Annotated in this window: 12 protein-coding genes; 3 read left to right on the top strand and 9 right to left on the bottom strand. The window is 55.0% G+C overall.

The window, feature by feature from the left end; translation table 11 throughout:
• Positions 1 to 34 precede the first annotated feature (34 nt).
• From ACX1DY_RS19905 to ACX1DY_RS19865, 9 genes are all read right to left on the bottom strand, one after another.
• Positions 35 to 199 carry a hypothetical protein gene (locus tag ACX1DY_RS19905; protein ID WP_458965943.1) on the bottom strand — a complete coding sequence of 55 codons (165 nt, stop codon included), beginning with the start codon at positions 197 to 199 and terminating at the stop codon, positions 35 to 37.
• Between the two features lie 259 nt (positions 200 to 458).
• Positions 459 to 2,030 (bottom strand): FAD-dependent oxidoreductase, encoded by a 1,572-nt coding sequence (locus ACX1DY_RS19900; RefSeq protein WP_458965942.1) that lies wholly within the window; start codon positions 2,028 to 2,030, stop codon positions 459 to 461.
• A gap of 517 nt (positions 2,031 to 2,547) precedes the next feature.
• Positions 2,548 to 3,471 carry a M15 family metallopeptidase gene (locus tag ACX1DY_RS19895; RefSeq protein ID WP_458965941.1) on the bottom strand — a complete coding sequence of 308 codons (924 nt, stop codon included), beginning with the start codon at positions 3,469 to 3,471 and terminating at the stop codon, positions 2,548 to 2,550.
• Between the two features lie 119 nt (positions 3,472 to 3,590).
• Complete coding sequence (locus ACX1DY_RS19890) at positions 3,591 to 5,282, bottom strand: DEAD/DEAH box helicase (protein WP_458966095.1); 1,692 nt, start codon at positions 5,280 to 5,282, stop codon at positions 3,591 to 3,593.
• A 212-nt stretch (positions 5,283 to 5,494) separates the two neighbouring features.
• Entirely contained in the window at positions 5,495 to 7,165 is a 1,671-nt protein-coding gene (locus ACX1DY_RS19885; RefSeq protein WP_458965940.1) for an ABC1 kinase family protein, read from the bottom strand.
• Complete coding sequence (locus ACX1DY_RS19880; RefSeq protein ID WP_458965939.1) at positions 7,166 to 7,513, bottom strand: phasin family protein; 348 nt, start codon at positions 7,511 to 7,513, stop codon at positions 7,166 to 7,168.
• Positions 7,514 to 7,612: 99 nt separating this feature from the next.
• Positions 7,613 to 8,245 carry a ThuA domain-containing protein gene (locus ACX1DY_RS19875; RefSeq protein ID WP_458965938.1) on the bottom strand — a complete coding sequence of 211 codons (633 nt, stop codon included), beginning with the start codon at positions 8,243 to 8,245 and terminating at the stop codon, positions 7,613 to 7,615.
• A 137-nt stretch (positions 8,246 to 8,382) separates the two neighbouring features.
• Positions 8,383 to 9,195: a uroporphyrinogen-III synthase gene (locus ACX1DY_RS19870; RefSeq protein ID WP_458965937.1), complete on the bottom strand. Its 813-nt coding sequence runs from the start codon at positions 9,193 to 9,195 to the stop codon at positions 8,383 to 8,385.
• A gap of 154 nt (positions 9,196 to 9,349) precedes the next feature.
• Positions 9,350 to 9,751, bottom strand: a complete 402-nt coding sequence (locus tag ACX1DY_RS19865; protein ID WP_458965936.1) for a Fur family transcriptional regulator — start codon at positions 9,749 to 9,751, stop codon at positions 9,350 to 9,352.
• A gap of 186 nt (positions 9,752 to 9,937) precedes the next feature.
• On the opposite strand from ACX1DY_RS19865, the gene ACX1DY_RS19860 reads away from it, so the two are divergent.
• The 3 genes from ACX1DY_RS19860 to ACX1DY_RS19850 all read left to right on the top strand — a co-directional run bounded on the left by ACX1DY_RS19860 (position 9,938) and on the right by ACX1DY_RS19850 (position 12,706).
• Positions 9,938 to 11,494 carry an FAD-dependent oxidoreductase gene (locus ACX1DY_RS19860; protein ID WP_458965935.1) on the top strand — a complete coding sequence of 519 codons (1,557 nt, stop codon included), beginning with the start codon at positions 9,938 to 9,940 and terminating at the stop codon, positions 11,492 to 11,494.
• A 141-nt stretch (positions 11,495 to 11,635) separates the two neighbouring features.
• Complete coding sequence (locus tag ACX1DY_RS19855) at positions 11,636 to 12,355, top strand: 3-ketoacyl-ACP reductase (protein WP_458965934.1); 720 nt, start codon at positions 11,636 to 11,638, stop codon at positions 12,353 to 12,355.
• Positions 12,356 to 12,394: 39 nt separating this feature from the next.
• A complete protein-coding gene (locus ACX1DY_RS19850; RefSeq protein ID WP_458965933.1) occupies positions 12,395 to 12,706 on the top strand; it encodes an antibiotic biosynthesis monooxygenase in 312 nt (103 codons plus the stop codon).
• Positions 12,707 to 13,121 lie beyond the last annotated feature (415 nt).

Here is a 13,121-nt window from a genome sequence, read left to right as displayed (position 1 = left end):
AGATTTTGATTGCTGCATCCGTATCCTTCCTCCATTATATCACCGCACAGCAGTTATTCTGCATCTGCACCGGCTTGGGAGCAGGGCAATCGCTTAGAGATTTTTTTTGAACCTCTGCGGCCAAAATTTCAGGAATAAATGATTCCACAAGCGATTGCCCTATTTTCCAGGTAACTGAGGTGGAATTTCTCCACTTCATTCTGCTGAATGCCCCCTCCGAGGATGGTTAGTGGGATAAATCCACTTATTTCCTCCTAAAATCTCTGAATAGATGGAAACGGAGAGGATTAAGTCTACTTTTTCCACCTAATCATCAAAAAATCAGTAAAATGAACAAATTAGGTTTCCTTTTTCCACTTCATCCTGGCGACGTTCTCCTTGTTTTCAGTTCATTCCGTAAGCGATTGACATGGGCTTGGGAGCGGCTTAAAGCGGCTTAGCACTGGCCCCAGCTTCGCTTAGACAGCTCCGATAGATGGCCATTCCAGCTCGAAGCCGTTATTGCGAAGCCGGGTTTGGAAGCTCTTCAATTGATCCGGTGAATTCCGCACCTCACGGGGCTTAATCTTGTTATCCAGGCAGTAGGCAGCCAGCATGCCGGCAGCTTCCCCAATGTTCCATTCCACGGGATGAAGCCGGTAGCAGCCATTGGTGATATGTGTTGTGCCTATATTTTTGGCGGCTGGAATCAAGTTATTTACCCGAACCGGAATAAGCGCACCGAGCGGAATCTGAAAAGGCAGTGAAGGAATGTCTATGAAGGTCCGCAGCGCAGTACTTGGATGCAGATCAATCCGGTAGCTGCCGATGCCTATCGTATCTGTGTACTTTTCGGCTTTGCCGTCCGGGTGATCGACAGGGCTGAGATGCTGCTCCAGAATGGTGAATTCCGCACGAATCCGGCGGCTTTCGCGAATATACGGAGCCTGCGCAAGACCGTCCGGCGCCCCCGTAACATCGGGCCGCGGGCGCAGTCCGGGATAGCCGATCCCTCCATCCTTGCGGGGGGCCTCCGTCTGCATCCAGTACAGCAGAGAGAGGCTGAGCTGCTTCGCGCTCTCCAGGTGACGCCGTCTTACTTCGGGAGAGACATCAATGATCGACCCAAGCCAGTAATCATTTTGCGGCCAGTTAACCACACTGATATCTTCCTTGTAGGTTCCCGGCTGAAAGTTGCTCCGGTCCGCCAGCCTGCGGTAAGTAAACAGGGGGTTCGCACCTTCGCCTGGCAAAAGCACATAAGTGACAGGCGTAAGCGTTGACGGTGAAGTAACGGTCCAGCTAAGCTGCTTGGCAGGCCAGAAGTCTGCCTGATAGTTCTTCCAGAACTCATATTCCTTCGGTTTGTTAATCGTGAAATTTTCACCTTCTGTATAATCCACCGCCAGACAATGAGTAAATGCCTGCATATCCTGTGGATTAGCTGGCCCGGCGAGTGCGTGTCTTTCTCCGGTCTCAGAGGCTGATTCCGCACCGGTCACATATTCCACGCCAGCCAGCGGAAGCACATCTCCTTCTTCCGTCGCATCCAGGAAATAGCCGCCGGTCAGAACCAGATGATCCCCGTTCCGTCCGCATACAGTCACAGAAATGACATCGTCTCCGTCTGTCTCCGCATGTACAGGCTTATATCCATTCCAGATCTGCAGCCGTCCGCTGTGCACATAGGGAGCCAGCATATCCTTCAGTACAGCCAGCGCGGTGCGCGGCTCATGAGACAACCTGCTGACCCAGGCGTTGCCGGGGTTAAGGGCGGCACGGGCACGGGCCTGCTCCGTCAGCGGGAACAGCCTGCGGTAATAGTCGCGTACCGAATTGCGGAAAGTCCGGTAGCTTGCCGTACACCCAAACTGCTCAATCCAACGGTTCTCATCCGGCGGAACCACCTGACTGGTCAACTGTCCGCCAATCCAATCATAGGCCTCAGTCATTACAACTGATTTGCCTGATCTCGCTGCCCCCAGTGCAGCCGCACAGCCGCCTGTTCCACCGCCGATAATAATTACATCCGCATGAATATGTTTTATCATCCCAGTTCGCCTCCATATTAAGCAAAAATACATCTGTACACTTATATGTAATTTAAAATGATGGTTTTACAACTAAGAGTAGTCACTAGAATGGATATATACCGGACAAAGGGTCAGAGTTGGCCTAGACAACGGCAGAAAAGCCGTTATTCCTTATCAAACGGACCAGACTCACTTCAACAACGGTATTTTTGCCGTTGTTCCTTATTAAACCGACCGGATTCACTTCAACAACGGTATTTTTACCGTTGTTCCTCTTCAAACGGACCAGACTCACTTCAACAACGGTATTTGCCTTTGTTCCTTATTAAACCGACCGGATTCACCCTAACAGCGGCATTTTTGCCCGTTGTTTCCTTCCTTCGGAAGATTCTAAACAGAAGCAGCTCCCCAGCTATGTGCACACCTTATCCGCAACGAAGGAAAATCATAATTTCCTATACATCAAAAAAGCACCGCAATCCCGCCTGATAACGGGTTGCAGTGCTTTTAACTTGTTCAAGGAGACCTCATTGCTTTACTTCGTCACCGGAATAGCATCAGAATAGTACTCTTCGAGTGTAATTCCTTTCTCGGTGATCGCAGCGGCAATATCCTTGCCTACATAGCGGACGTGCCAAGGCTCGTACATATATCCAGTAATATCCTCTTTGCCTTCGGGATAACGGATAATGAAGCCGTATTCCGCCGCATGCGCTGCAAGCCAGTTGGCTTCCTCCGTCCCGGCGAAGCAGCTCTCGGCAGCGCATTTGCCGTCAGTGCCGGAGAGGTCGATGGCAAGACCGGTCTGATGCTCGCTATATCCGGGAACCGCGCTGTAGGTGCGGGCCTTTTCTTCGCCGTCTTTTGCCACATAATTGTTGAATAATCTGGTCTGGGTAGCTTCGGAACGATACCCGGAAACTCCGGCCAGATGAACGCCGTCCTTCTTCGCTCCTGCGAACATTTCCTCCAGCGCCTTGGCGGCAACGCGGCGCAGCATCCGCTTCTCGATTTTCTCGGAGAAAATGAACCGTACATCGGGATAGACCAGATCCGACGGCTTATAGTTGTCAGGCAGCCCAAACTGCTTGTTGACCATAACTGCTACGTTGTCAGGTTCTACGGTATAATCGATCTCATTGTTTCCTGGGCTAGATGTCTCCGATGGTTTATCTGTAGCTGCGGGAGAAGGTTCAGTATTTGCGGCGTTGTCCTGCGAACCCGGATTCTCCGGAGATGGCTCGCCGCTGTTGTTCAAGCTAGAATCATCTGGATTGTTAACCACCCCATCTGTAGAATCCCCTGCCGGGCTGGGCTGAGCCTGAGCGTCGTTGCCTTCTCCGGCGGCTGCCCCATTCTCCTGCGAAGCCGAGGGCGAGGGTGCGGTATATTTACCAATCCCCCAGCCGACAGCAATCACGACGATGAGCAAGATCACAATTTTGGCGCTCTTAGACATCTGCTGTTACTTCCTCCTAAAAAATGTACTCCATCCTTCTGTTCTCTTTATCTATTAGACAGGCCATAAGGCCAAAATGTTTCACTTTATCAAGACAAAGTTGGAAAAGCCCGGCTCCTTTATCTGGATGAGCCGCGGCCTCCCCGCGATCCGCCGGAACCACGTCCGCCACGCGGCGATGCACTGCCTCCGCCGCTGCGCCCGCCGAAGCCGGAACCGCCTTTGCCGCCCTTGGCGCCACCGCGTGAGCCGCCACCTTTGGGAGCTGACGCGCCCCAGCCGCCAGCCTCTTTGCTGCGGCCCGCGTTCGCTCTGTTCTTGGGGCCGGCTTGATCCCCAAATCTGCCGCCCGAGCCTGCTCCGTTGTAGGCTCCGTAGCTGAAGCCCCCGGCCTCCGCGCCCTTGCCGCCCTTGGCGCCGTCTCTTGGCGCAGCCGCGTTGTAGCCGCTGCGCTTACCGCCGCCGCCCGCATCGGCGCGGCTGCGGCCCTCTGCAGGCGCGCCCCAGCCGCCTGCTTCCTTGCTGCGGCCGCGTCCGCCCGGCCGCGCTCCGGCTTCAGCGCGCGGAGCTCCGCCGCTGCGCCCCTGGCTGCGGCCGCCGCGTCCGGCACGCGCCGCTTCAGGCGCGGCGTGCTGACGTCCGCCGCGCGGCGAACCGCCGCCTTGTACAGAGATGAATTCGCCTACGCCGAATTCATCCTTCTCGTAGCGGCGGCGGTCCAGCCGCTGGGAAATGCCGTGCTCGATCAGGTCGAGCCCGGCGCGGTCCCGCGGCGAGGCAAACGTGATCGCCAGGCCTTTGCCTCCGGCGCGGCCGGTGCGGCCGATCCGGTGGATATAGCTGTCCACATCCAGCGGCAGATCATAGTTGAAGACGTGGGTGATACCTTCCACATCCAGACCACGGGCGGCAACGTCCGTGGCTACGAGCAGTTGCAGCTTCGCGTCGCGGAACCGCTTCATGACCGCTTCGCGTTTGGCCTGGGACAAATCGCCGTGCAGCTCGTCGGATTCATAACCTGCGGCCTGCAGCGCTTCATTCAGCTTCGAGACGCGGCGCTTCGTCCGGCAGAAAATAATCGCCAAATACGGCCGGTCCCGCTCGATCAGCCCAATCAGCGCTTCTTCCTTGTTGCGGTCCGAGCATTCCACGACCTGCTGGCGGATATTGTCCAGCGGAATCGGCGAGCCGCTCTTGATCACGATATCCAGCGGTTCCTTCATATAGTTGCTGGCCAGACGTTTGATCGGGTCAGGCATCGTTGCCGAGAACAGCATTGTCTGCCGGCGGTAAGGCACAGCCGTAATAATCGCTTCCACGTCCTCCAGGAAGCCCATATGCAGCATTTGGTCGGCTTCATCCAGAACAAGCATTTTGACGCCGCTAAGATCCAGCGTTCCCCGGCGCATATGATCCAGCAGTCTGCCCGGCGTGCCGATGATAAGATGTCTGCCGCCTTCCAGCTTGCGGAGCTGCTTTTCCACATCCTGCCCGCCGTATACCGCCAGGATCTTCACTCCGGTATGCCGCGCCAGCTTGCGCGCTTCCTCGGTAATCTGCAGCGCCAGCTCCCGTGTCGGAGCCATGATCAGCGCCTGGGGATATGCCTGCTCCACGCGGATCTTGTCCAAAATCGGCAGCAGGAAGGCCAGTGTCTTCCCCGTTCCCGTCTTTGCTCTCGCAATAACGTCCAGTCCCTGCACCAGCGGCGGAATCGCTTCCGCCTGCACCGGCGTCGGTTTCGCAATACCCTGTCCTTGAAGCAGACCGTTCAAACTTTCCGAAACTCCTAATTCCTTAAAACCCGGCAATGTCTCCACCTCACTATTTTCTTTAATTTTGCTCAATTCTCATAACTTATAGGCATCCACTTTTTTGTATTCAAACAAAAGCGGAAGAACCCCGTCACCGGAGCCCTTCCGTCCCACATGCGCCCTTTATCGCCTAATCCTTTATATTGTACTTGATTCAGCAGCATTTGTGTGCATCTGCCGAAGAAAATTTATTACCCGGTCAAGAGCAGCTAGAATCTGCCCGATTTAAAAATCGAGAACAGCAGCCACAGAATCATCAGGAGCGCAATCAAAGAACCTATCTCAACAATTGGAAAATCCCACAGCATCGAAGGCTCGCCGCGCAGGGAGGAGGCAATGATCAGCCCCGCCATAATAATGCTGAAGGCAAGCAGCACGATACTGAAGGACAACCGGTTCCCGATCCGGCTGAGCTTCTGCTCGATACTCTTAAGCTCGGGGAGCCCGATCTCCACCTTCAGCTTGCCCTTGCTGATCAGTGAGGACAACTGCCTGGCCTGAGCGGGAAGCTCCACCAGACTTTCGGCAAGATCGGCCACGCCGCCGAGGATTTTACGCTGCAGGCGGCTGCCGCTGAAGCGCTGCCTCGCCAGCCTTCGGCCAAAAGGCTCAGCCATCTGCACAATGCTGAAGTTCGGATCAAGGTTGCTGACAACGCCCTCCAGCGTCAGCATCGTTTTGCCCAGCATAGCCAAATCCGGCGGAATGACCAGCCTGTGCTTGCGGGCGATGGCGAACAAATCGTTCAGCGCCTTGCCGATGCTGATCTGATTGAACGGAATATCATAATAGGCCTCGCGCAGCCGGTCCACATCATCATGCAGCGCCATCCGGTCGGCTTCCTCAGGGGTGACACCCAGCCGCAGAATGGCCCGCACCATCGAATCGGTGTTCTTGCGCATCAGGGCAATAACAAGCGCGGACAGGCTATCCTTCATCTCTTCGCTGAGCCGGCCTACCATACCGAAATCAATCAGCGCCAGCTTGCCGTTCTCAAGCAGCATAACGTTGCCGGGGTGGGGATCGGCGTGAAAGAACCCGTGAATAAAAATCTGATTCAGCATCATTTCTACGAGCTGCTGGGCCACAGCCTTAAGCTTCACGCCCTTTTCCAGCAGTTCCTCGCGGCGGTTCAGCGTAATGCCCTCCACGTATTCCATCGTCAGAACGCGGGTGGAGCTGAAATCCCAATAGATAGCCGGGATATATACTTTATCATGTTCGTTGAGCTGTCCGGTAATACGCTCTGCATTGCGCCCTTCCTGGCCGTAATCCAGCTCAGCCAGCAGCGCACGGGAGAATTCCTCCACCATCCGCGTCAGCTCGTATTGCTTCGCCCAGGCCATTCTTCTTTCGGCCAGAGCGCTTAAATCCTGAAGAATCTCCAAATCCCGCGTCATGGTCCTCATAACGCCGGGACGCTGTATTTTGACCGCTACATGTTGTCCGCCATGCAGCACGGCCCGGTGGACCTGACCGATGGAAGCAGCGGCGAGCGGTGTATTCTCAAAGTCACTGAAGATTTCATCAATAGGCTGATCAAGCTCCTGCTCCAGGATATTCCTCGCGGTCTCCGCCGAGAACGGAGGCACGCTGTCCTGCAGCTTCACCAGCTCCTGAATAATAGAATCGGGGAGCAGATCGGAGCGGGTGCTGGCCAGCTGGCCCAGCTTTACGAAGGTTGGCCCCAGATCCTCCAGCACCCGGCGAATCCGCTCCCCAAGCGTAAGACTTTCGTGAACCTCCTGGGTAATGATCCGGCGCGGAAGTGACAGAAGATGATAGAGGCCGAGTTCCTCCACCATATAGCCGAAGCCATGACGCATGAGCGCCATGGCAATAGACCGGTACCGTCCGGCATGTCTTATGCGTACTGCCATTTATTCCGTACGCGTTTCCGGCAATGTCTCTTCCACGGGAGGAGTGCCCTCCAGTTCGGCTACACGGCGCTCCAAAACGGCAATCCGTGCTTCCAGCTCGGCTACATCACTTTGAACAGGAACCTTAAGCTCCTTCAGCACACGCTGAACCTGCTCCTGTACAGCGGATTTGAACGCCCCGCGTTCTTCCTCCCCGCGCTCCACCAGCCGGTCAACAAGCGCTTTGGACTCCGAGGGAGCAAGCTCGCCCTTCTTGACCAACTCTTCCACTACCTTCTCTACCTTTTCCTTGCTGACAATGGTGAGGCCCACTCCTAAAGAGATCGCTTTTTTGAACAAATCGCTCATAGCACTTTCCTCCCAAAGATTCCAGTTATAGATAAAGTATAACCCCTGACGGGCAATTTCTCAAAGCTGCAGCTTCAAACGGCGGTTCATTTAAAAAGATTATCTAGGAATCCGTGCGGCCCAGGTGGCCGCCCCGAGAATCAGCTTGCGGATCGCAGGATGCATAAAGGATGGCTCATGATGGCCTGGCATCAGAACAACCACCCGTCCAAGCCCGTAGCTGTGGCACCAGGCTGCCGGCAGCAGTTCACCGTCTGATTCATACTGGAGCAGAATCGTCTTCTCCGTAAAAGGATCAAAATCAAAGCGGTACGGCTCTTCATCCAGCTCGAAATTCTCAATGCCTTCCGTAATATCATGCTCCAGAACCTTGAAGCTCAGCGGCCCGTAAGGCGGATGCCCGGTAAAGCGGCCGCCGATCAGTTGGGCCAGCTCATACCGTTTGGCGAGTGAAATGCCGGTATGCAGCACAATCAGGCCGCCGCCGCCGCTCACATAGCTCAGCAGCCCTGCGGTCTGCTGTGGAGACACGGTCTCATTCCACAATTCGTTATATGCAATGCACAGATCATAGCCGGCCAAGTGCTCGCTCAGCAGCAGCTTTTTATTCTCCGAGCACTGAACAGTCAGCAGATCGTTCAGAATTTCACTAATTTGTTTGTCCACGCCCTGCAGCGGATGGAAGCGGGGGTGGGTATAATCACCCAAAAGCAGACATCTTCTCTTGTCCATCGGGTTCCTCCTCCTTCTTTCTGTATCTATGTTTGTGTATTGTTGCCAATTATTCTAAGTAGAACGGCCGAGAATCTCCACTCCCGGCAATATAATTGTCCGTTCCCAGGAGAAAAATCAGAAATGACAGTCCGGAATCAGCGGTGCGCAGCCACGTACCGTCCAAGCTCCACGAACATGCTCCCCATCCGTTCATGCTCCGGCATAACAATCCGCGTAATCCCTTCCTCCTTCAAGGATTCCGAGGTGATTCGGCCTACCGAGACGGCCAGCACCCTGTCTTCAAAAGCCTGCACGAGTTCCTTCAGCTTGCCTTGCTCTCGGGCATACTGAGCTAGAAACCGGAATTGCGGCGCACTTGTAAAGGCTACGGCATCAACCTTGCCTTCCGTAATCTCAGCGAACAGCCGCTCCAGCGCTCCAGGCTCCGGCGGTGTATGGCGGTATGGCTGCACCTCGCGGACGGATGCACCGGCTTCTTCCAGCCAGGCGGCCAGACGCGGTGCGGGATCGCCATGCAGCTGCAGCACAACCGACTTGCCGCACAGATCCCAATCCTTAAGCCCGCGGATCAGCCCCGAGGTACTGCCGTCATCATCGCGCACCTCAGGCTGCAGTCCCCGCTTCTTGAGGGCATTGACCGTCTTATAACCGCGTGCAGCGATTGGCGAACCGGAGAGAACCTCCAGAAAACGCTCCTCCAGATTCATTTGGGCGGCCATAGCAAACAGCGCATCCAGCCCCATCCCTGTTGTCACAATAGCCAGATCAGGCGGATGTGAAGTCCAGGCGGCGAGTCCTTCCCGCAGCGCTTCATCATCCAGAAACACCGTGCCCTGGGCCGGACGGTGCAGCGCCGTACCTCCCATATTCTGCACCAGCTTCGCCATTTCCTCTGCTTTGCGCGGGCCCGCAAGGGCCACGGTAATTCCCTGCAATTGCTCTGCCATGTCCTTTTCTCCCCTTCTTCAGCCCAGACATTATTGTTAATCAGTATACTTGCAATGGGCGGAAAAAGGAAAGGCAAAAAGACCGTTTTATGAAAACGGTCTTTTCAAATATGTCTATTTATTTTCCGGGTCTATGGTCACACTTTGCCTTCTGCTAGCGCTGGTTGCCGCTCTTGCTTTTGCAGGCCGGGCATATCCCTCCGAACACTACATGCGCATGGGAGATGGAATACCCTGTCTCCTCAGCCACCTGATTCATCCATTCCTTCGGCACCTCGGTCATAACTTCATCCACCGCGCCGCACACCTCGCAAAGGATATGCTGATGGTCGTCCAGACGGGCGTCATATCTGCTGGCTGCCTCACCCAGCTTCAGCTCGCGGATCAACTGTTTGTCTGAAAGATAACGCAGCGAATTGTATACCGTCCCATAGGCCAGATTGTGACCCTGCTCTACCAGCCGGTTCATGACCTCCGCAGCGGTGGGATGATCATGAGAATTCCGGAGGATATCATACACAGCTTGACGCTGAGAGGTCAAATTCAGGGTTTTCATCTTTATCATCCTTTTATTTGTTTTTAGATCAAGTATAAATCCTGATGGCGATAGCGTCAATCAAGTGCTCTATGTCACCGTCACCTCATCCGAGGCAATTGCACCGTAGCTTGGCGCCGGGTTTCTTTTGCCGGAACTATGGAAATAAATAAAGGGGAATCTGGCAGCGATGGAGGAAAAAATAAAATGGATAACACACATTTGCACTCACAGAGCCTTCCGCAATTCCCGAAATCCTTATGGAGAGACAGCGTAGAGCCGTCTTCTTTTCCGCGGCTTGAGGCGAACCATGTTACGGATGTTGCGATTGTCGGAGGCGGAATTACCGGAATTACTACGGCGTATCTTCTAGCCCAGGCAGGGTATAAGGTGACGCTGCTGGAGGCGGGCGTGCTGTTCGCAGGCACTACCGGATTTACCACCGCCAAAATTTCCGCCCAGCACGGGATGGTCTATCAGGACTTGCTTAAGGATTTCGGCGAGGAGAACGCCCGGCTCTATTTCCAGTCAAATAGTGAAGCACTGGAATGGATCATCGCCACAGCAGAAGAATTGAAGCTGTCCTGCGGCCTTGTGCGTGAAGCAGCTTATCTCTATGCCGATTCCGGAGATGAGAAGACGCTGAAGCAGCTTGAGGCTGAATTCGCGGCTTATCAGAAGCTCGGCCTTCCAGGCGAGTGGCTGGACAATCTCACCTTGCCGCTGAAGGCGGGCGGTGCTATTAAAATGCCGAACCAAGCCCGGTTTCATCCGCTCCAGTACCTCAAAGGCCTGCTGAAAGTCATACTGGATAAGGGCGGCGTTATTTACGAGCATACGATGATCGGTGAGACCGTGGATATGAACGGCGGCCTTCTCACTCTCTATACCGAAAACGAACAATATAAAATCAATTGCCGCCATGCCGTGTCGGCTTCCCATTTCCCTTTTTATGATGGAGGTGCCCTATATTTCACGCGCCTGTATGCGGAACGCTCCTACGTTCTAGCGATTGAGCCAAAAACCGAGTTCGAGGGTGGAATGTATTTGAGCGCTGGAGATACCACCCGTTCCCTGCGGGCAGTGGAATGGAACGGACAGAAGCTGGTCCTTGTCGGCGGAGACAACCATAAGACAGGACAAGGCATCTGCACCTTCGGCCATTACGAGAGACTGGAACAGTTCGCCGAGGAACTACTGGGCATCCAAAACATCCCTTACCGCTGGTCCACGCAGGATCTTACCACCTTGGACCATGTGCCCTATGTAGGCAAGGCGTCCGAAAATAAGGAAATTTATATCGCCACCGGCTTCAAAAAATGGGGCATGACCACAGGAACGATGGCCGCGCATATCATTGCGGACGGTATACAGTGTAAACATAATCCTTTTAGCGCGTTGTACGATCCCTCTCGCTTCAAGCCCCAGCCGACGATCAAAAATTTCATTATTCAGAACGCCAATGTCGCCAAGGAGCTGGTAGCCGGCAAGATTGAAATTATGCACAAAAAGGCCCGCGATCTTGGAAGGGACGAAGGTGCGGCTGTCTTCTATGACGGCAAGCGCGCCGGTGCGTACCGCGACCCCGAAGGCAAACTGCATCTGGTCGATACAACCTGTACCCATCTGGGCTGCGAATGTGAGTGGAATGAAGCGGAACGCTCCTGGGATTGCCCTTGCCACGGCTCCCGCTACTCTATTGATGGCGACGTGCTGGAAGGTCCGGCCACAGTGTCTCTGACAAAGCTGGAAGTAATCGAATAAACAGCATCCTGTGCGCCATACGCTGCCCTCTCGCACCGGCATCACTGTCCCGGCGTGATTGTCCGCTCCCGCTCAGGTATAATGGGTAATGAATTGCTACTCATTAAATAAGCATTTTTAAAGGGAGCGTGACGTCAGATTATGGAATTAAAAGGTAAAAGCGTTGTGATTACGGGTGCCGGCAAAGGCATCGGCAAGGCTCTGGCCATTGCACTGGCCAAAGAAGGCGCGAATCTGGGCCTGATCTCAAGAACGGCGTCCGATCTGGAGGCGCTCCAATCGGCGCTAACTAACGAGTACAGCGTGAAAGTCAGCATTGCTGCTGCAGATATTGCTGTGCGCGAGGAAGCGGAGCGCGCGGTGCTCTCCCTTCAGAAAGACCTCGGGGCTTTCGATGCGCTGATCAATAATGCCGGAATCGCCAAATTCGGCACTCTTCTGGAGATGGACCCGACGGATTGGGAGCGCCATATGCAGATCAACCTGTTCGGCAGCTATTATGTTACCCGCGCGGCCCTGCCTGCAATGATCGAGCAGAACAGCGGCAATATTATTAATATCTCCTCAACAGCGGGAGAAAGAGGTTTTGCCACCGGTTCGGCCTACTGCGCCTCCAAGTTCGCCCTGATGGGCATGACCGAAGCGCTCGCACAGGAGGTGCGCAAGCACAACATCCGCGTGGTTGCGCTCACTCCAAGCACCGTCAACACCGGCCTGGCAGAGAATGCCGGACTGAAGATCGGCGATGAGGACCGCATGATGCAGCCTGAGGACGTAGCTGAGCTGGCATTGGCGGCTCTGAAGCTGCCGGACCGCGTCTTCGTTAAGACTGCCGGGATCTGGACCACCAATCCCCAATAACGCAAACCCATCACTGAACACAATGAGGGAGGGCTACAAATGCTGGTAGTTACGAACACCATTAAGGTCAGGGAAGGCCACGGTGCAGCCCTGGCCCAGCGGTTTGGCGCAGCGGGCGGCGTACAGGCCATGCCAGGCTTCGTCCGCATGGAGGTATGGCATGGTGCAGCCAAAGAAGGCGCGGAAGAATTGAAGATTTGCACCGTCTGGGAGGACGAGGAAGCCTTCAAGGGCTGGACCTCCAGCCCCGCCTTCCGTGAATCCCACCGCGGAGCAGGCAGCAACGAGCATATTCTCGGAGCTTCGCTGGACAAATACGAGCTGCTGATCAGTCGCACGCCCGGGAAGTAGCCGCCAGACTGGGGCAGGAATCTGGGTGGGATGCGGGAACCGGGGCGGGACGCAGGGGTTAGGGTGAGACACTAGGACCGAGGCGAAACTTGGGAACCGGGTCGGGACGCGGAATATGGGAGGGGGTCGCGGGTTACCGGGGCTGTTGAGATAACGGCATTTCTACCGTTGTTCCACCCAGAACCCGCCTGCGGACCTCCAACAACGGCATTTCCGCCGTTGTTCCACCCAGAACCCGCCTGCGGAGGTAGTGTCAAGAAGTTTGTGTAAGAGTAGAGTATCTCATCGGGTGTATCTTATAGGGTGTAAGAGTGTGTAGTGGCGGGGGAACCCCGCCACAACACACTCGCGAACACCTAATCTGCGGCCATTGTTTCGACCGTGGGGTAGCGTTCTTCAAATAACTTGCTTAACT

Source organism: Paenibacillus sp. BAC0078, assembly GCF_054483875.1.
Note: the sequence above shows the minus strand (reverse complement) of the source record. Positions and strands in the feature narration are given on the sequence as shown.